Origin of the sequence: Streptomonospora alba, from assembly GCF_000826685.1 — a bacterium.
GTDB lineage: Bacteria > Actinomycetota > Actinomycetes > Streptosporangiales > Streptosporangiaceae > Streptomonospora > Streptomonospora alba.
In genome coordinates this window covers 92676-111586 of record NZ_JROO01000029.1, presented here as the reverse complement: position 1 = coordinate 111586, position 18911 = coordinate 92676, and the positions used below count along the sequence as shown (strand labels likewise).

17 protein-coding genes and 3 pseudogenes are annotated in these 18911 nt (G+C 69.3%); 12 read left to right on the top strand and 8 right to left on the bottom strand.

The features are described 5' to 3' along the window. The first annotated feature begins 397 nt into the window (after window positions 1–397). Window positions 398–1168, top strand: a complete 771-nt coding sequence (locus LP52_RS15455; RefSeq protein ID WP_052809890.1) for an ABC transporter ATP-binding protein — start codon at window positions 398–400, stop codon at window positions 1166–1168. Beyond that, window positions 1168–3705 carry an ABC transporter permease gene (locus tag LP52_RS15450; RefSeq protein ID WP_040274378.1) on the top strand — a complete coding sequence of 846 codons (2538 nt, stop codon included), beginning with the start codon at window positions 1168–1170 and terminating at the stop codon, window positions 3703–3705. The genes LP52_RS15455 and LP52_RS15450 overlap by 1 nt, the downstream gene beginning before the upstream one ends. A gap of 98 nt (window positions 3706–3803) precedes the next feature. Here LP52_RS15450 and LP52_RS28980 read toward each other — a convergent pair whose 3' ends face one another. Beyond that, entirely contained in the window at window positions 3804–4265 is a 462-nt protein-coding gene (locus LP52_RS28980; RefSeq protein WP_084723231.1) for an integrase core domain-containing protein, read from the bottom strand. A 5-nt stretch (window positions 4266–4270) separates the two neighbouring features. Here LP52_RS28980 and LP52_RS27325 point away from each other — a divergent pair. From LP52_RS27325 to LP52_RS15435, 3 genes and pseudogenes are all read left to right on the top strand, one after another. Further along, window positions 4271–4381 (top strand): annotated as a pseudogene (locus tag LP52_RS27325) (IS3-like element IS1141 family transposase); the annotation flags it as partial. Window positions 4382–4388: 7 nt separating this feature from the next. Further along, window positions 4389–4727, top strand: a complete 339-nt coding sequence (locus tag LP52_RS15440; RefSeq protein WP_052809889.1) for a group II intron maturase-specific domain-containing protein — start codon at window positions 4389–4391, stop codon at window positions 4725–4727. Between the two features lie 159 nt (window positions 4728–4886). Further along, the gene (locus tag LP52_RS15435; RefSeq protein ID WP_157036342.1) at window positions 4887–5231 is read left to right on the top strand and encodes a hypothetical protein; all 345 of its coding nucleotides are present in this window, start codon (window positions 4887–4889) and stop codon (window positions 5229–5231) included. Window positions 5232–5694: 463 nt separating this feature from the next. Here LP52_RS15435 and LP52_RS15430 read toward each other — a convergent pair whose 3' ends face one another. Then, window positions 5695–6492 (bottom strand): NAD(P)H-dependent oxidoreductase, encoded by a 798-nt coding sequence (locus tag LP52_RS15430; RefSeq protein ID WP_040274478.1) that lies wholly within the window; start codon window positions 6490–6492, stop codon window positions 5695–5697. An 80-nt stretch (window positions 6493–6572) separates the two neighbouring features. On the opposite strand from LP52_RS15430, the gene LP52_RS15425 reads away from it, so the two are divergent. Both LP52_RS15425 and LP52_RS15420 read left to right on the top strand, forming a co-directional pair. Further along, window positions 6573–7511, top strand: a complete 939-nt coding sequence (locus LP52_RS15425) for an AraC family transcriptional regulator (RefSeq protein ID WP_040274476.1) — start codon at window positions 6573–6575, stop codon at window positions 7509–7511. Window positions 7512–7909: 398 nt separating this feature from the next. Further along, entirely contained in the window at window positions 7910–8137 is a 228-nt protein-coding gene (locus LP52_RS15420) for a hypothetical protein (RefSeq protein WP_040274373.1), read from the top strand. A 209-nt stretch (window positions 8138–8346) separates the two neighbouring features. On the opposite strand, the gene LP52_RS27320 is transcribed toward LP52_RS15420, so the two are convergent. Beyond that, complete coding sequence (locus LP52_RS27320; RefSeq protein WP_157036341.1) at window positions 8347–8523, bottom strand: hypothetical protein; 177 nt, start codon at window positions 8521–8523, stop codon at window positions 8347–8349. A gap of 318 nt (window positions 8524–8841) precedes the next feature. On the opposite strand from LP52_RS27320, the gene LP52_RS28050 reads away from it, so the two are divergent. Both LP52_RS28050 and LP52_RS28395 read left to right on the top strand, forming a co-directional pair. Continuing rightward, window positions 8842–9546, top strand: a complete 705-nt coding sequence (locus tag LP52_RS28050) for a DPP IV N-terminal domain-containing protein (protein WP_052809888.1) — start codon at window positions 8842–8844, stop codon at window positions 9544–9546. After that, the gene (locus LP52_RS28395) at window positions 9543–10364 is read left to right on the top strand and encodes a DPP IV N-terminal domain-containing protein (RefSeq protein ID WP_238580935.1); all 822 of its coding nucleotides are present in this window, start codon (window positions 9543–9545) and stop codon (window positions 10362–10364) included. Before LP52_RS28050 ends, LP52_RS28395 begins: the two co-directional genes overlap by 4 nt. On the opposite strand, the pseudogene LP52_RS15405 reads toward LP52_RS28395, so the two are convergent. Together LP52_RS15405 and LP52_RS15400 are read right to left on the bottom strand one after the other, a co-directional pair. Beyond that, window positions 10322–10942, bottom strand: a pseudogene (locus LP52_RS15405) (helix-turn-helix domain-containing protein); the annotation flags it as partial. The gene LP52_RS28395 and the pseudogene LP52_RS15405 sit on opposite strands and share 43 nt — an antisense overlap. Before the next feature lie 514 nt (window positions 10943–11456). Then, entirely contained in the window at window positions 11457–13352 is a 1896-nt protein-coding gene (locus LP52_RS15400; protein WP_040274370.1) for a S9 family peptidase, read from the bottom strand. A 134-nt stretch (window positions 13353–13486) separates the two neighbouring features. Between LP52_RS15400 and LP52_RS15395 the strand changes: the two genes are divergently transcribed. Together LP52_RS15395 and LP52_RS28390 are read left to right on the top strand one after the other, a co-directional pair. Then, complete coding sequence (locus LP52_RS15395) at window positions 13487–14188, top strand: MerR family transcriptional regulator (RefSeq protein ID WP_040274369.1); 702 nt, start codon at window positions 13487–13489, stop codon at window positions 14186–14188. A gap of 368 nt (window positions 14189–14556) precedes the next feature. Further along, a pseudogene (locus LP52_RS28390) lies at window positions 14557–14790 on the top strand (integrase core domain-containing protein); the annotation flags it as partial. Between the two features lie 426 nt (window positions 14791–15216). Here the strand turns inward: LP52_RS28390 and LP52_RS15385 are convergent. Next, window positions 15217–16101 (bottom strand): CPBP family intramembrane glutamic endopeptidase, encoded by an 885-nt coding sequence (locus LP52_RS15385; protein ID WP_084723227.1) that lies wholly within the window; start codon window positions 16099–16101, stop codon window positions 15217–15219. 2 nt (window positions 16102–16103) lie between these two features. Continuing rightward, on the bottom strand, window positions 16104–16754 hold the full coding sequence (locus LP52_RS15380) for a hypothetical protein (protein ID WP_040274367.1): 651 nt from the start codon (window positions 16752–16754) through the stop codon (window positions 16104–16106). Window positions 16755–16846: 92 nt separating this feature from the next. On the opposite strand from LP52_RS15380, the gene LP52_RS15375 reads away from it, so the two are divergent. Continuing rightward, window positions 16847–17461 (top strand): TetR/AcrR family transcriptional regulator, encoded by a 615-nt coding sequence (locus LP52_RS15375; protein WP_040274366.1) that lies wholly within the window; start codon window positions 16847–16849, stop codon window positions 17459–17461. A 279-nt stretch (window positions 17462–17740) separates the two neighbouring features. On the opposite strand, the gene LP52_RS15370 is transcribed toward LP52_RS15375, so the two are convergent. Beyond that, entirely contained in the window at window positions 17741–18220 is a 480-nt protein-coding gene (locus LP52_RS15370; RefSeq protein ID WP_040274364.1) for a hypothetical protein, read from the bottom strand. Between the last annotated feature and the right edge of the window lie 691 nt (window positions 18221–18911).

Sequence of the window (18911 nt, the reverse complement as noted above, 5' to 3'; positions counted from 1 at the left end):
TGAAGGGCGTCCCCCCCCGCGGGCCGACGAACGTCGGTGCGGTGCGCGCCCAGCGCACGGGCGCCTTCACGGCCGCTCTGCGGCCCCGGCGCCCCGGCGCCCCGGCTCCCCGCCGCCCCGCCGGGCGGGTACCGACGAAAGTCGGTACCGGGACCCCGCCCAAGGCTCCGGACCGGGCCGCGCCCCCTCCTTTCGGCCATCGCCGAAATCGGCTGCGCGGCCGAGGCTCCGGGCACCCCGGCGCACCTAGCGTGGTCACGGGCGGTGCCCGGGCCGCGAACCCGCCGGTTACCGGAACACCGTCCGACCTCGGAGCCGGACCGCACCGGAGCACGCCCGGTCGCGGTACGCGAACGCTCCGGACCCGCCAGACCCACGACAGCAGGAGCAACGAGACGTGAGCCAGACCGCAGCGGTGGCCGCACCCGACGACGGCACACAGGCACCCCCCGTGGTGATCGCACGGAGCCTCTCCAAGGTGTACGGGGTCGACGACTCGGCCGTCCGGGCGCTCGACGGGGTCAGCGTCGAATTCGCCCGAGGCCACTACACCGCCATCATGGGCCCCTCGGGCTCGGGCAAGTCCACCCTGATGCACTGCCTGGCCGGGCTGGACACCGCCAGCTCCGGCACCGTGCACCTGGGCCGCACCGACATCACCCGGCTCAACGACCGGCAGCTCACCCAGCTGCGCCGGGACCGCATCGGCTTCATCTTCCAGTCGTTCAACCTGCTGCCGATGCTCACCGCCGAGCAGAACATCCTGCTGCCGGCGCAGATCGCCAAGCGCAAGGTGGACCGGGAGCGCTTCGAGCGGCTGATCGACGTGGTCGGCCTGCGCGACCGGCTGGACCACCTGCCGTCCAAGCTCTCCGGCGGCCAGCAGCAGCGCGTAGCGGTCGCCCGGGCCCTACTGGGCGCCCCCGAGGTGGTCTACGCCGACGAGCCCACCGGCAACCTCGACTCGCGCTCGGGCGCCGGCGTGCTGTCCTTCCTGCGCGACTCCGCCCGCGACATGGGCCAGACCATCGTGATGGTCACCCACGACCCGATGGCCGCCTCCTACGCCGACCGGGTGATCTTCCTGCGCGACGGGCAGCTGGTCGACGAGGTGCACGCGCCCACCGCCGAGACCGTCTCGGACCGACTGCTGAAGCTGGAGTCCTGATGCTGCGCACGACCCTGGCCGGGCTGCGCATGCACAAGGCGCGGCTGGTCACCACCGCCCTGGCGATCGCCCTGGGCGTCATGTTCGTCACCGGGACCCAGGTGTTCGGCGACACCCTCGAGGAGGGGTACAGCACCAAGGTGCTGGGGGCGGCCGACGAGTACGCCGCCGTCGCCATCCCGGCATGGGACGAGGGCGCCCCCGCCGACCCGGAGGCGCCGGCGCCCGTGCTGCCCGCCGACACGCTGGAACAGGTCCGCGACCTTCCCGAGGTGGCCGCGGCCGGCGGCATGACCCGCGGGGACGCCCCGCTGCTCGACAAGGACGGGCGCGCCGTGGGGTCCGTTCCCACCATCGGCATGAGTGTGGGACCCGACACCCGGTTCCAGCCCGCGGAGGGGAGCCTGCCCGAGGGCTCCGGCGAGGTCGCTCTGGCCACCACCAGCGCCGACGCCACGGGGTACGGGGTCGGCGACATCGTCACCGTGCTCGACTCCGAGGACGAGCGGCACGAGTTCACCGTCAGCGGGCTGATCGACTTCGGCGTCGACCGCGAACTCAGCTACCGGGGGGTCGTCGCCTTCGATGAGGACACCACTCGGGAGATGACGGGCGCCGAGGGGTACTCGGAGATCGACGCGAGGGCCGCCGAGGGCGTCACCGACGCCGAGGTGGTCCGCGCCGTGGAGGGCGTCACTGGGTCGGACACCCACGTGGAGACCGGCGACGCCTACGGCGACCGGCTCGCCGCGGCGGCGGGCGGCGACACGCAGGTGCTCACCGTCGGCCTGATGCTGTTCGCTCTGATCTCGGTCTTCGTCGCCGCGATCGTCATCTACAACACCTTCGCGATCCTGGTGGCCCAGCGCCAGCGGGAGATGGCGCTCCTGCGGTGCGTGGGCTCGGCGCGCGGGCAGGTGTTCCTCAGCGTGCTCACCGAGGCGCTGGTGGTGGGCCTGGTCGCCTCCGCGGTGGGCGTGGCCGTCGGTGTGGGGACCGGCTGGGCCGGATTCGCCTTCGGGGGCGAGGCGCTCGGCGCCGACGCCTCGCAACCGCTGGTCGTGGGCGTCCTGCCGGTCGTCGTCGGGATGACCGTGGGCACCGTGATGGCGCTCGGCGCAGCGCTGCTGCCGGCCTGGCGCGCCACCCGCGTACCGCCGCTTGCGGCGCTGCGCACCAGCGCCACCGCGCAGGGCCTGGAGAAGGGCATCGGCTGGGTGCGCATCACGGTCGGCGCCGTGCTGTTCCTCATCTCGGGCGGCATCGTGTTCGCGGCCACCGACGGCGACAGGACGGGCCCGACCGGCATGGTGCTGACGACGGTGGCGGGGCTGGTCTGCTTCGTCGGCGTCGTGGTCCTGTCGCCGCTGCTGGTGCGCGCGGTCGTCGCGGCCGTCTCGCCGGCCATGCGGCGCATCGGGGTGGCGAGCATGCTGGCCGCCGACAACTCGCGGCGCAGCCCGAAGCGGGCGGCGACGGCGATGATCGCCCTGACCGTGGGGGCGACGCTGATCACCGGCTACGCGGTGGTCAGCGCCTCGCTCAAGACCACGATGGACGAGAGGCTGGCCGAGCAGTTCCCTGCCGACTACCGGATCAGCGCGTCCTTGGACGATCCCGACGCGGTCGTCCCGCAATCGGCGGTGGACGCGCTGGAGGAGTCCGACGCGATCGGCACCGTCGTCGAGCGGCGGCGGACCTCCACCGAGAGCGACGACGCCTCGGGCGACCTGGCCGTCCGCTCCTACATCGGCGCCACGCTCGGCGAGGACATCAAGAGCGACGCCGTCTCCGGGTCGCTGACCGACATGGGCCCCGGCAAGGTCGCCGTGTCGGAGGAGTACGCGGGCGGCCGCGAGGCCGGGGACGTCCTCCCGCTGGCCACCGAGGACGGTGAGCAGGAGTACGAGATCGCCGCGGTCCTGAAGGACGGCGGCGGCATGGGGGGCGTGACCCTGGCCCCCCAGGACTTCGAGAAGGCCTTCCCGGACGTGGACGGCGCCGCCGGCGTGCTGGTGGACGGGGCCGAGGACGCCTCGGCGCAGCAGGTGCGCGACGCGGTGTACGACGCGGTCGCCGACGCCCCCAAGGTGGGCGTGAGCTCGATGGCAGAGATGAGGGCCCAGTTCGACGACATGCTGAACATCGCCTTCCTGGCCATCGCGGCCATGCTGGGCCTGGCGATCATCATCGCCGTGTTCGGCATCGCGAACACGATGGCGCTGTCGGTGCTGGAGCGCACCCGCGAGTCGGCGATGCTGCGGGCGCTCGGGCTGACCCGAGGACAGCTGCGGCGGATGCTGAGCATCGAGGCCGTGGTGCTGTGCCTGATCGGCGCGGGCGTGGGCATCCTGCTGGGCATCGTGTTCGGTTGGGCGGCCGGGACCACGGCCTTGGAGAGCATGGTGTTCACCCTGCCGGTCGCGCAGATCGCGGTGTTCATCGGTGTCGCCGTGGCCGCGGGCCTGCTGGCGTCGGTGCTGCCGGGCCGCAAGGCGGCGGGCGCCTCGATCACCGGGGCACTCGCGAGCGAGTGAGGGGCGCCGTGCCCTGAGCCGCCGGGGGCGGGGCGGTTCCCAAGGGGAACCGCGCCGCCCGTCACACGGGAGGCGGCTGCGCTTCATCCGAGATCTTCTCAACGCTGAAGCCATGGCGGCCGGAGGAGTCGAGTCCCCCTTCCAGCCTCTCCGGGGCCCCGTCCGGGTGCTCCCCGGGGAGGTCGAGCATTATATAGGAGGAATCGCCAACGATCCAGTAGTCGCTGTCGAGGGCCAGGTTTCCATCGCGATAGCTGCATTGCATGGCGAACTGTCAAGCCCCGAGTTCTGTGGAGAGTGGGTTGGCTGGTTTTCAGGGGTGCTTGTGGGGCGGCGGACGTTGCGTGCAGTGCCTCGAACTCGGCCGGTGGGAGGTGGCCGAGCTCTCCGTGGAGGCGCCGCTGGTTGAACCAGTCGATGTACTCGGCGACGGCGATCTCGACGTCGTCGATACCCCTCCAGGGCCCCTTGTTGCGGATCAGTTCGGCCTTGAACAAGCTGTTGAACGCTTCGGCCAAGGCGTTGTCGTAGGAGCCGCCCCGGGAACCGACGGAGGCCACGGCCTCGCCGCCGCCAGGCCACCCACCCCGCGCGCACCGTGCCCGAACTACGCGCCACCGGCCCCGGACAGGTCTTCACCTGGGATATCACCCGGTTGAAAGGCCCCCGCAAGGGCGAGCCCGATGGGTCTGCGCCTGTCGGAGGATAAGACACTGATCACCCACATCGACAACGGCCTCGACTTCCTCGGCTGGCGCATCCAGCGCCACCGCAAGCGAGGAACCCAACGGCACTACGTCTACACCTATCCCTCGCGCAAGGCCGTGAAGGCCGTGAAGGCCGCGATGGTCAAGGTGCGCATGTGGTGCCGCGGACTGGACAAGAACCAGCCGCTTGATGCCCTGCTGCTCAACCGGCTGCTGCGGGGCTGGTGCGCCTACTTCCGGCCCGGGGTCTCCCACGCCGCATTCCAACCTGAGCCAGTGCACCTGGCACAGGGTGATCGGATGGCTGCGGCGTAAGCATCCCAAGGCCAATTGGAAGAACCTCCGCCGCCGCTACTGCGGCGGCCGGTGGTGGCCCCACGGCCAGGAACGGGAACTGTTCGACGCCGCAAAGGTACGCACCACGCGCTACCGCTACCGGGGAGCAGCGATCCCCCCACCCTGGCCGACGGCGGGATGAGCGCAAACGCGACCCCAGGCACGGGACTTGTGGAGAGCCCGCTGCGTCGCGAGGCGCACGGCGGGTTCGGCGAGCGGCCTGGAGAAACGGACTGGCGGCAACGCCAGCACCGCGCTCCAGGCCGACTCAACAGACATTCCGGCATCGGCTACCACACCCCGGCCTCGGTGCACTTCGGCACCGCCGAGCACGTCCGCGCCCAGCGGGCCACCGCCCTGGACAAGGCCTACACCGCCCACCCCGAACGCTTCTCCCGCCGCCCCCGCCCACCCCGCATCCCCCAGGAAGCCTGGATCAACGACCCCGCCAAACGCCCCGACCCCACACCACAAAACCTTTGATCAGCCCACTGTCTCAATTGACTTGACATCTACCGCCTCGGGCTTCCTTCCGACCCCACCTCACAGTGACGCCGTTGCCTCCGGCTCGGGGTTAGCACCGCCGCTTCCCCGAGAGGACTTCCACCTCCAAGCAACTGCCCATGCCGGGCGTACCAGAAAAGCGCCGCCGACCTGAGGAAACAGGCCGACGGCGCGGTGTTGTCATGTACGGCTGGATACGAGGGCTGGCGGTCACATCCGGTTGAGTGTGCCGAAGGCACGCCCAAAGTTCCTGTCGTCTTAGAAGTCGTTGAACCCATCCTTTGCGCATCGGCAGAGCCGCCTCCGCAGCCGTCGCCGCGCCGGAGCGATTCGACCGGGTCGAGCTGGAGCTGGCGAGCGACTACCTGCCGAAGATCGATGCCCGCTCGGAACAGTGCGGGACGATCCCGCGTGGTCCAGGGCGTCGTTCTTTCTGATTCGCTCAGTCTCTGTAGTGGATGGCGAGGTCGGTGCGTCCGGGGTGGACATCCTCGTGGAGGGCCCGGGTCTCCCGGTCATAGTCTCCGTCCAGCAGCCGGCGGAATGGGCGGCTGCACTCGCCGGACAGGTCGGCGATCCGCTTGATGAGGCGCTCGGCGTGCTGCTGGCGTCCCGCACCGTCAATGCCGTCCGCATCGTAGACCACGTGAAGGTCCAGCGCTTCGATCCCCACGTACCACAGGGCGCCATGGGTGAGCGGGAACAGCAGCGACTCCAGATCGCCGCTGACGCCGCGCGGCCCCAATGTGCGCTGGTCATCGCCGGCGGTGACGATGATGAGCGCCTTCCGTCCCATCAAACGCCCGTCCCCGTACCGGCGCGGCAGACCTGTGGAGTCATCGAGCTCACCCTGGGCGAACCCTGTCTGCAGCACCCGGTCGACCCACCCCTTCAGCATCGCCGGAGGTCCGTACCACCAGAGCGGGAACTGCAGCACCAGCAGCTCGGCGGCGGCGAGTCTCTCCTGTTCCCGCCTCACCTCGGGCTCTACCTCTCCCCGTTCATAGGCCTCGCCCGTGAGCTCAGCGAGGTTTCCGGGGACTCCGGACAGGCCGCCCAGGTCGCGCTCGCTGAGCGCCGGGTCGAACCCGTCAGCGTAGAGGTCGGAGACGGTCACCTCATACTGTTCGGACAGTGCGGCGCTCCCAGCGCGGATCAGGTGCCGGTTCAGCGAATCGTGTCGAGGGTGGGTGTATACCCAGTGGGCACGGCCTGGCGTCGGCTCATGAAAGGAGTTCATGCGCCCATCACACACGATTCCCGTGAGACGGAGAATCGCCAGCGGTCTCATATGGATAATCCGCCGTCTAACGTGGCATGGTGGATACCTTGACTGATGTGCTCAACCACATCCGATCATCCGGAGCGCTGCTGGGCCGGACTTTGGCAAACCCGCCCTGGTCCGCCACGTTCGCGGAACGAGCTTCCCTGTCCCTGGTCACGATGCTCCGCGGCCACGCATGGATCGTGGACGGCACCGAACCCCACCGGCTGAAGCCCCAAGACATAGCCGTCATCGTCGGCCCGGCCCCCTTCGACGTGACCAGCGACCCTGAGGCGAGCCCCGCGCCCATGTACATCCAGACCGCGAACGGCGTCTGCCTTGACGCCGCGGGCAATGCCGCAGACAGCATCGCGTTGGGCACTCGTACGTGCGGAACGCAGCTGGATGCCGATGACGCCATGCTGACCGGATCCTTCACCGTCACGGGACGCGTGGCCGACCGCCTGTTAAGTGCCCTGCCGCGCGTGCTGGTGGTACCGCGCGCGGTCCAGAGAACCGCGGCACTGCAACTGCTGGAGGACGAGATCCTTCGCGACGAGCCTGGCCAGCAGGCCATTCTGGATCGGCTGCTCGATCTGGTATTGGTCGGCGCATTGCGCGACTGGTTCGTAACCCCCGAAGCGAAGGCCCCCGGCTGGTATCAGGCAAGCTCAGATCCGATAGTGGGGACCGCGCTCGCAGCCATCCACGATGCTCCTCACCAGCCATGGACCATTGAACTGCTGGCTCATCAGGCTCATGTCTCGCGCGCCACGCTGGCACGGCGATTCACCGACCTGCTGGGAGAGCCCCCGATGTCCTATCTGACCAGCTGGCGGCTGTGCGTGGCCGCCGATCTCCTCGCGCGCGATAACACCACGGTCGAGTCCGTCGCGCGCGAGGTCGGCTATTCCAGCTCCTACGCCCTGAGCTCAGCCTTCCACCGCGAATACGGCCTCCGCCCCAGCCAGTACCGTCGCGCGTCGGCCGGGTAGCGGAGAGCCCGGAACTGACAGATGTTGGCCGGAAGCAAAGTAGGTAGCGCACGTTTTCCACGGGTGCACGCGTACCCCCAAGGTCCAGGTCAGACCTCACCGGTGGTCGTCGACGTGTGCCTGCGCGGTTTCCCGCACGCGGAGCGGATCCTCGATCTTGGGGGGTGGCCACGGTGAGCACGCGCGCGAGTTCGCCCGGCGCGGGCGGCGCCCGACAGTGCAGGACCTTACCCGGGTGGTTGACGAGGCGCGGACACGCAACGACTTCCAGGAGGAGGGTGTGGAGCTGTTCGCCGGCGACCTCGCCACGACCCTCGCGCCGGGACCGTTCGACCTCGTGTTCTGCTCAACGGTGACCAACATGGCGGCTGCGGACGGTCTTCAGCCCGGAAGGCGGTGTGGCGATCGTCAGCTACATGCGCGGCCGCGACCAGGTGTCGGCGGACTTCGGGCTCCAGATGCTGGTGTGGACCGACGTCGGTGACGCGCACAGTGCCGGGGACTACCCGGCCTGGCCCTGGCCGAACGCCGGGCGGCGGCCGCCAGGGGGCGGAGCGATCTGCGGTCCGTACCAGGGGTGTGTCATGCCCTCCGGCGTGGTGGGCCGTGCGGTCCCGCAGCCGTGAGCCGATCGGGCCGGACCAGCGCCGGATCGCGGCGGCGTGACGGAGCAGTGTCGTGTGCTCGGCCCCCGTGGAGCTCCGGATGCGAACGCGTGCCGTCCGTTGTGGTCCGCGGTGAGGATCCCGTAGGCGACCAGATGGCCGAGCACCGCGCGCAGCGCCCCTTCGTCAAGGTCGCACCGCCGCGCGAGCTCGCCGGGTGTGCCCGGAAGTTACGCCAGGGCCCCGCTGGTCGCACCGGCCTCGTAGGCGAGGACCATGCGCCAGTCGGCCAGCTCGCCGGGCGGGGCGAGGAACGAGAGGTCCGTCCGCCCCTGGTGTTCCCCGCCTCGGTCCGGATCCGGCGCTTCGGCGTCGTGGCGCCGGGACTCCTGGCGGATCTCGTTCATCGTGGCCGTCCCTTCGGATGCGTTCCTGATGCGTCTAGCTAGTCCCATCAGGAGAAAGGCTCCGACATGATCGACCCGGCCGGGCGCATCCACCTCACCGACATCGACTATGCGCGCGCGGAACAGATGCTCGCGCCGTACCGGGCCCGACTGGTCCCGCAGGCCGCGGTGGTACCGCAGTAGTCCGAGGACGGTGCTCGGTTCCGGTACTGGTCCGGGCCGCGGTGCGTCCTGGTCGACCCAGCGGCGGGCACCAGGCGCGACGCGTTCGACCACGAGCGGCTCGCCGCAGCGCTGTCACAGACGTCCGGGCGCGCGGTGGAGGCCGACGACCTGCCGCTCACCTCCGTGGAGTTCGAGGTCCCCGACCGGAATCCCGAAGTGATCCGTTTCTCGGCTTTCGACGCGCGGTGGGAGTGGTCGGATCGCACCGGGACCTGCACGCAGGTAGAGGACAGCCCTCCGGTGGGGCCGGGGGAGATCGTCTCGCCGGACCGGGCGTGGGTAGCGTTCCGGCGGGACGGCAACGTGTGGGTGCGCAGCCGGGACGGGCAGCAGGAGTTCGCGCTCACCGACGACGCCGAGCCGCACCGGGACTACGGCGGGCTTCCCGAAGCGGCCACGAAGGTCAAGCTGCCCCTGCTGGGACTGGACTCTGTGCTGGTGGCGGCTTGGTCGCCGGACTCCACCAGGCTGGTCACCCACCGGATCGACCAGCGCGAGCTGCCAGAGCAGGTCCTGGTGGAGGCCGGCCCCGTCCGGCGGCGGGCGGCCGGTGGCACACCGTATCCGCTACCCGATGCCCGGCGACGAAGCCCAGGCGACGATGACGTGGCACGTCCTCGACATCCGTACCGGGCAGAACGTGGCCGCGTCCGGCGGGCCGGGGGTATTGACCTCCCCCTACGCTGGACCGGCGGTGGTGGTCGGGGGAGAAGTAGGACGCCGTCCACGTCCTGCACCAGTCCCGGGACGGGCGCACGCTCGAGCTGCGCCGCCTCGACCCGGGCACCGGTGCGATGACGACGCTGGTCACCGAGACCGGCCGGACTCGGGGGGATCCCTCGCCGTACCTGCACGCCCCGCCCGGAGTACGCATCCTGGACTCGGGGGAGATCCTGTGGTGGTCCCAGCGCGACGGCTGGGGTCACCTGTACCGCTACTCCTCCGACGGCGAGCTGCTCGGACGGGTCACCGGGGGGCAGTGGTTGGTCCGCCGGGTCCTGCGGGTCGCCGAGGAGCGCGGCCAGGTGCTGTTCCTGGCCAACGGGCTGAACGAGGACCCCTACGTCCGTCAGATCTGCCGGGTGGACCTCGACGGCGGGGGGTTCGTGCGGGTCACCGACGACGACCTCGACCACGACGCGGTCGGCCCAACCCGCGGCGACTACATCGTCGACCGCGCTTCGACCGTCGCCCGCCCCGTACGAGGGTGCTCGGCGACGACGGCCAGGTGCTGGTCGAACTCGAGGCTCCGAACGCGACCGCGCTGGAGGCGGTCGGCTGGAGCCCGCCCGAGCGGTTCCGGACGACGGCGGCGGACGGGCAGACTCCGATCTACGGGCTTCTGTGGCGCCCGCACGGCTTCGACCCGGCGCGGCGCTACCCCGTCGTCGACCACACCTACCCCGGGCCCAACATCCACCGGGCCTCACCGGCGTTCGGCGACCTGTTCACCGGGGAGCCCGAGGCGCTGGCCGCGCTCGGGTTCGCGGTCGTCGCGCTCGACGGCCGGGGCACCCCGGTGCGCAGCAAGGCGTTCCTCGACCACTCCCACGGCGATCTGGGCATGGCCGCAGCGCTCTCCGTTGTCGGTCAGCACCTCGGCGGGCACGCCGTAGCGGCACATCGCCGCGGTGAACGCCTGGCACACCGCCCGGGCCGACGGCACCGCGACCACCTGCGCGATGACCACGAACCGGGAGTGATCGTCGATGCCGGTCACCATCTTGCACCGGCGGCCGTCCGCCAGCGGGACGCCGCCGACGATGTCGAGCTGCCACAGGTGCATCGGCTCCTGGCGCTGCCACCGCTTGTAGGTGCGCTTGTGCTGTTGAGACTGGCCATCGATCAGCCCGTTGCGCATCAGCACGCGGTGCACGGTCGCACGCGAGGGCGCCGGATCGATGCCGTGTCGGCCGACCTCGTGGCCGATCCTCCGGGCGCCCCAGCGGGGGTGCTCCCGTCGCAGCCGGCAGATTAGCGCCTCGACCTCGGCGGAAATGCGGCTCGGGCTGGTGCGGGGGCGCCTGGAGCGGTCGGCGAAGCCTTTCATGCCGTCCTGTTGGAACCGGTTCTTCCAGGTGTGCAGTGACTGGCGGGACGCTCCGTAGCGCGCTGCGACCTCACCGATCGGTGATCCGCCCAGAACCTCGCACACCGCCCTGTAGCGGTATTCCGCCAATGTTTGCTGATCCACGCTCGCCCCACGACGCCGGTCTTCGATTCACCGGTGATCATGCCGCATGGTGGTCAACCGTGTCCTGAGAACGAACGGTAAAGGAAGTCCTGAGACCTCACATTGACACCTCGTAGCGCCGGAGCCACGCGAATCTGCGGCAAAGCGCCTCAGCCGTCAACGTGCTTGCGTGATGCTCGTGCGAGCCTTATCACGAGACCATCCGGGACCGGCTTGCGCGGCGAGAAGGTGACGCCGATCTTGCTCGCTTTCAGACCCGCTTCTGCGATCTCTTCGGCATGAGCTGAGATCGCAGGGGCGAGAAAGTACAGCCCGACCTGCTTGCAGAACGCCGCGTAGCTCGCAACGACCGTGCCGCGAATCCTGGCATGTTGTACGCCGTCATCTCCTCTGCATCCGGGAGAGCCCTGCGCAGGAGGTCCCGGAGGTGGTCGAGAACCGGGCGGAACGCCTCCGGCGCAGCGGCGTCGGCGTCGGGATCGGGTTGTCCACTGTCCTCTTCGCCCTGCTCGGCTCAGGCCAGGTGCTGGGCGAGATGCGCGGCGATCGCGCGCTGCAGGCGGATCTCGTTCTCAGGGTTGCCGAAGCCGTGGCCCTCGTCCTGGCCCAGCAGGTATTCGACAGGGACCCCCCGATCGCGCAGCGAGGTGACGATCCGGTCCGATTCCTCGCGCCGCACCCGGGCGTCGTTCGCGCCGTGGGCGATCAGCAGCGGGGTGGTGATCGCGTCGACCCTGCTCATCGGGGAGCGGGCGAGCATGTCCGCCTCCTGCGCGGGGTCGTCGGGGTCGCCGACGTAGGCGAGCCAGCCGCTCGCGATGTACGGACGGCTCACGGGCGGGAAGCTGCGCAGGAAGCTCGACAGGTCCGCGATGCCGACGAGATCCACGGCCGCGGCGAAGCGCTCCGGGGTGAAGGCCGCACCGACGAGAGCGGCGTACCCGCCGTAGGAGCCGCCGATGATCCCCACGCGGTCCGGGTCGGCGATGCCGCGGTCGACGGCCCAGTCGACCGCGTCCAGGAGGTCCGTGTGCATGGCGCCGGCGAACTCGCCGCGCGCTGCGAGGGTGTGGCGCCTGCCGTAGCCGGAGGATCCGCGGAAGTTCACCTGCAGCACGGCGTGGCCGCGGTCGGCCAGGAACTGGACCTGTGCGCTGAAGCCCCAGCTGTCGTGCGCCCACGGTCCGCCGTGGACCACAAGCGCCAGCGGCAGCTTCCTGGCGGGAATGCCGACGGGAAGGGTGAGGTAGCCATGCAGCGGCAGCCCGTCCCGGGCGAGGAGCCGGACCGGCTCCATGGGCGCGAGATGTGCGGTGTCCAGGTGCTGGTAGGGCTGGAACAGGCGGCGGCTGCGGCCGGTGGCGTGGTTGTACAGCCAGGCCTCCGGTTCGCGGTCGTGGAGGAAGGTGGCGACCCAGCGCGTCCCGGAGGTGTCCGAGCTCAGGGAGTCGAGCACGCCGTCCGAGAGCGCGGCCAGCGCCGCGTGCACCTCGGCGAAGCGCGGGTCGACCACCTCGATGTGGGGGCGGGGCCCCGTGAAGCGGGCGGCGAGGATCTCCCCGGTCGCACGATCGGTGAACAGGGTGGGTGGCAGCACACCGGGGGCCAGCACGCTCATGATGTCCAGGCTCCGCCCCGGGACGGCGGCCAGCACGCTCACCTCCGCGGTCTCCCGGTCGATGCGCACCAGCTGCAGGTCATCGCCCTCGAGATAGAGGCTCAGGATGAGGCCCGTGCCATCGGGTGTGGAGCGCTGCACCTCGACCCCTATGGGCTGCTCGGCCCCGCCGGCGCGCAGCAGCAGGCGCTGCTGCCCGGAGTCCGGGTCGATCGTGCAGAACTCGGTGCTCCCGTCTTCGGTGACCCGGGAGACGAATGCCGGTTCGCCATCCCGGTCCAGCAGCAGGTCCACCCCGGCCTCGGTCTGCTCGTGCAGCAGAGTGATCTCGCCGGAGCCCACGTCGATCAGGAACATGTCCAGGCGCGCGGGCCGCTGGTTCATGGTGGCCAGCACTGTCCCGGGCCGAGAGGGCATCGGCTCCGCGGAGAACACCCGCGACCCCGGCTCCAGAGGGGTCAGGTCCTGCGGTGCGGCCTCGGGATGCTCGAGGTCCACCCGGAACAGGTGCCAATCCTCGTTCCCGTCGGTGTCCTGGAGGTAGAGCAGCCAACGGGGATCGTCGCACCAGAAGAAGGTGAGGATCCCTCGTCGGGAGTCGTGGGTGACGCAGCGGGCCTCCTCCTGCTCCTGATCGATCCCCCGCACCCAGACGTTCTTCCGCCCACCTGCCGGCGCCAAATATGCGAGCCAGGCTCCGTCGGGGGAGATCACGGGGTGGGAGAAGGCGGGGTCGCGGAACAGGTCCTCGGCCTCGAATCGGCGGGGGACGGACGTGGCACGCACGGTCATGGGGCTCCTTCGGCGAGGTGCGATCGGTGCCCTCAGCCAAAACGATGCCCTGGGGGCAGAGTCAAAGACGGCCTTCCCTTCCCCGGTCCGAGCGGGGAGGATGGCCTCATGCCCGACCTGCTGAGCGACCGCTGATGGCCTGGAGCACGCGCCGGCTCGCTGAGCTCGCGGGCACGACTGTGAAGACCGTCCGGCACTATCACGCGATCGGACTCCTCGAGGAGCCCGCCCGGGCCGGGAACGGCTACAAGGAGTACGGCACCTCCCATCTCGTGCGCCTGCTGCAGATCGCGCGCCTGCGGGAGCTGGGGATGCCGCTGTCGGGCATCGCAGAGCTCGAGGAATCCGGTGAGGCCTTCACGCAGACGCTCCGCACCCTCGATTCCCAGCTCGCCGCCTCCATCGCCCACCAGCAGGAGCTGCGCGCCGAGATCGCCGACCTCCTACGCCATTGCCCCGATCCCGACGTCCCCGCCGGGTTCGCCGACGTCGCGGACGATCTCACGCCTGCCGATCGCGCGATGGTCATGATCAGCGCCCGGGTCTACGACGAGCAGGGCCTGCAGGACATGCGGGCCATCGTCGCGCACCACCGGGAGGCCGACGATGCCTTTGACGAGCTGGCGTCGGACGCCACCGCCGACGAGATCCGGGCCGTCGCCGCGCGTCTGGCTCCCGCGCTCCGCACGATCCACGAGCAGTACCCGGGCACGCGGACCCCACCGCTGGGCGTCGGCAGTCGCACCTCGTTGCAGGACCTCGTCCAGGCGGTCACCGAGCTCTACAACCCCGCCCAGGTCGAGGTGCTGCGCCAGGCGTACCGGCTCGCGCTCTAAGACCCCACGGACTCCGCCCGGGACGCCGAAGGACAGTAGATGTCCAGCACCGTCTCGCGGGCATCCACGAGACGGATCGCGCCGACATCACCGGGACCGGACACGACGAGAGCCGTGCGGGATCGCAAGGGTCTCCATATCGGAAGGACAGTCTCATGCCTCGTGGCCCGAAGAAGGGCTGGTGGCAGACGTTGTCTCCGGACGTTCCGGATCGCGTGGGCAGCTCGGATCCCTCGTTGCTCGACATGAGGGGAGGTCTCCGAGCGAGAGTCCGAGGAAGCCGTCCGCACGGCGGGCGCGACGAGCACTTCCCCGTACCGATCGGCAGAGCCAGCGCCCGCGTGGTCACCGCCTCGACGAAGCATCGCCGGACGAAGCCGTTCACGCCCCGCCACAACGGCAAGGTCGAGCACTACCAGCGGATCATGGCCGAAGAGGTGCTCTATGCCCGGGCCTACGACAGCGAGGAGGAGCGCGCCGCGGCTCTGGCGACCTGGAACATCCATGACAACCACCATCGGCCCCACAGCGCCGCCGGCGGTCGACCTCCGGCCTCACGTCTGCACGTCGGTGTAACCAACCTCCAGCCCTCATACAACTAAGACGATCACCGACTTTGAATCAGCTCTGGTCAGCAGGCGGTCGGTGGTGGGCTGAGGGATCGCGACCACGTAGGGATGTGCGGTGCCGAGCCGCTCCGGAGACGGCTTTCTGACGCCGGCGAAGCCTCCGCCGAGCGGTCCCGCCGGCCGCACGCGAGGAGCCGATCCGGCAGGCCGCGCCGGTTCATCACCTTGACGCTGCGCGTGTGCAGGCCGAGCGCGCGGACGACCCTGGTCGGCTCCGCTCCTTCTCCAGCACCAGCGCTGGTCCACAACGAAACGGGCCGACCGCCACCGGCGCAGCGCGACATGGCGCGGCGTCCCCGTCACTATCTACGTCCTGCTCGCGACGACCTGTACTCAGACGGAAACGACCGCCGATACGGCGGCTACTTCGCGCTCCAGAACAGTCGAAGAGAATCGATCTCATCCGTTCACGCTCGCCGTCCTCGCCCGCCCCTCGCGCACCCAGACGACAACCAGTGTTGCCAGCACAAAGACGACGGGGATGAACAGATGTGGCCCACCGGATCCGGAGCCGCGTTCAACGGAGAAGGCACCCCCGTCTGCGAGGAAGGCGTTCAGGACCGCGGTGAAGGCGTTGTTGGCCACGTGGAACGCGATCGGCGCCTCCAGCCCTTGGCTACGGATGGCCATCACAGCCGTGGCCAACCCCAAGAAGACGTGGTAGCCGAACAGCCACGGATCCGATGCGAAATGGGAAGCAGCGAACACGAAGCTGGAAACCACAGCGCCCGACCCCAGCGCAAGTCGCTCGGGTCTCACCCACGAGGCCACGGCCGGCATCATCGCACCCCGGAACATGAGCTCCTCTGCTGCCGCCGTGAACGGAGTGGTCAACAAAATGACCACGAGCAGAGCTATCGTGGTTCCGGTGATACCGAATCCCACCCAAGGGGTGTGATCGAGAGCAAAGGTCGCCAATCCCGCGTTTCCGAGAACGGTGAACAAAAGCGCCCAGAGCAAGTACACAGCGAGGCGACGGCGGTCGAATTTCCGCGGATAGCTCAGCACCACACGCCAGGGAACGTTCGCCAGCCGCGCAATGAGCGGCACGGCGAGCAAACCGGTGAGGCTCATGCTGAGGTTCACTGCGAGCAGTTGCAGTGGAGTAACTTTCCCGGACTGACCGCTGCTTCCGTCGATCAGCCCGGCCACCTGGAACAAGGCGATCTGCAATGCGATCATCGCGATCGGGGGGATGGCGATCACGATAATCGGCTTCCACCGGCTCAGGGAGAGGTGCGCCCCGAATCGCCGCGTGTTAGTTCCATTGTCATTGAAAGGCATGATCAGTTCCCAATCGCGTCGATCCACCAGCGGTAGCGCAGTCTCAACGCCCGCTCCGTGCTTGCTGTCGCCGCCAGCACCGCCGAAGCGGTGTTCAACCAGAGCGGAAGCGTGAACGGCGCCTCGATATGACCGAAATGCTCCTCGACCGGCGGCACATTCGATAGCGGGTCGATAACCTGTAACACCAAAAGCCCGACACCGGCCGTCAGGGTCATGACGGAGGCGACACCGACCCATCGGCTGGCCACGGGGTGGCGGTCTTCGAAGCGCGCCCGCAGGCCCTCGGCAGATCGAGGATCGGGGCGTAGCTGTCGTGCGGCACCGTGGTGGGGCACGTAGTGGCAGCGCTTCATCCCCACAGCGCTCATCGCAACCTCGATCACCCCGCCCTCGACGGCAAAGGCTGCGGGCAGTTTGCTGACGGCCTGTTGCCGCCCGTCGCGGAAGAGTTGCGCCTGCACGGTTCCGGCGGCCTGGTTCCCCCAATGCCTCACGTCCACCGTGTAATGAACCGGTGGGCCCGAGCCGCCCGGATCCAGGTGGAACAGCGCGCGACCGGGGACCTGCCACCACCGGTACCGCGCAAGATCGCGACCGTCCCCTGGTTCGGCACGCGCAAGGGCAAGGCGCTTCTGTAGGCGATCGATCATTGCTCCCCCTGGCTTCAAGCGTGCGCTGCGGACTCGCCGCAAGCTAGTACACCGTACTAGCACGGTATACTAGTGGGCAACAGGAGGTCGATATGACTGAACGGTCACCGCTCGATACCCGTGAGCGGATCCTCGTCGCAGCTGCGATGATCATCGCCGAGGGCGGCGTCACCGCACGCCTGAGCGTGCGGGCCGTCTCTGCCCGTGCCGGGGTCAGCATCGGATCGATGCGCCACCACTTCCCCACGCAACAGCAGCTCAGAGACCAGGTCATGGAGCGCATCGGCGACTGGCTGGCCCCCGCGGAGTGGATGCTCGACGCATCGCTGCCCGCACACGAGCGCCTCCTTCGAAGCCTCCGCCAGGTACTGGTCCAGGCCGGCGCAGGCCAGCAGGCACGTGACGCCATGCTCACGACCATCAGCACCTTCGTCGCCGTCGAACAGACACCAGCGGTACGCGAGGCCTACCTCTCGATCGAAAGCGATGGCCAGCGGCGCATCGAGGGATGGCTGAACACACTGGCGGACGAGGGATTCCTTTCGCGGTCCGAAGCGCCTCGGCATGCGCGCTTCCTCGGAACCGTTCTCAAAGGCCTCGCACTACAAAGAGCGCTTCCCGCGATTGATGCACTCTCGCAGGCCGAAGAGGAGACGCTTGCTACCGCGGTCTCCGCCGTTCTCCAGAACTCGACGAGCGCAGAATGAGGGCTGTTCAGGCAGCAGCCGGTGGGGGCGGTGGCGTGCCACACCTGGGGCACCCACATGCGCCCGGCCAGGAACTTCGTGGTCGAGATGCTCGCTGCACCTCCGCCGATGATGCACACCCCTCCGGCCGATCCCGGGCACAGGGCCGAGGCGTCGTTCAGCGTGTCGACCAGTGGACGGCATCGGGCACAGGACGCTGATGGCCGGAGTCGGCCGCCGCCGCGGGGCCTGGTACCCGCGTGCGATCGGGCCGCTCGGACATGACTGAGCGAGACCGCCTTACCGGCGGAACCACAGCCGCTGCAAGACACCCGAAATATGGATCTGGTCCTGGGTGGCCGCGACGACTGTCCCGAGCCCCGCATAGGTCACATCTTCCTTCTCTGCCGTTCCCAGGGTCGTCAGGGAGGTCGTTGTGGTCAGCCCGATCGGGTCGAAGCGGACGGCGACGGTCCGGTCGCCATAGGCGAACCGTAGATGCGGATCGCGTTTGATGGAGCCGCTGACGGGGGCCGACTGCCGCGCCCGCTTGACGTTGTGGGCCCGCATCGGGGAGTCGAACGCGACCACCATTCCCGGCTGCACCTGGATCGGGGCGGACGGGTCGAGGTCCACTGCGCGCTCGCCCCAGTTCTCGAATACCGCTCGAGCGCGGTTGGCGAAGACGCCCGACCGCGCTCCCTGGTTGCGGAACGCTCTCTCGGGATCCAGGCCGATCTCGTCGCAGATCCGCAGGAGTTCTTCCCCGCCGGGCAGCATCGCGATGCGGGGCAGGTTGACGAAGTCGATGTGGGGGTAGCGGATGTTCCGGCCGCGCCAGCCCTGCGGAGCGCGCGGGTCCAGGACTCGTGCCGCTCCTTGACAGTACGGAGTTCCTCCGGCGAATAGTCGGCGCCCGAGTTCTTATCGATCCTGCTGTGGCAGGAAGGGCACAGCAGCATCAGATTGTCCACCGCGTTGCGCTGATCGACCGACATCGCGGGAACGACCCTCGGGCCCCGAGATCCGGCGGATAAAATAGCAGGTAGCAGAATTATTTGGCAGCGTGAGAAACAATTAGAATGCACTTCTAATCCGACGGCCGCAGGTTCGAATCCTGCCAGGTGCGCCCATCACCTCAGGTGATCGGCTTTCGTGCGCTCGCTTGACCCTCAGTTGGGGGCCGCGTGTGCTCCACGTGTGCTCGCAAGTTCGGACTCCGTCGCCGCTGCAGGTCAACGCGCTACCGGCCCAGCGGGCAATTCGGCAGCCGCCCGGGCGACCGTCCACCCACGATCACCTCCGCCCGCCCGACCATGGACTCACCCAGGTCCCACGCCAGCCGCTACACGACCCTCGTGGCGGGCCCTCTGGCGGGCAGACGGCACCCGTCCGAACTGCACGGCGAAACGCTCCCGCACGGTCGGCCACCGAGGGAGACCGCGCCACTCCCAGCCAGGCGCGCCTCAAC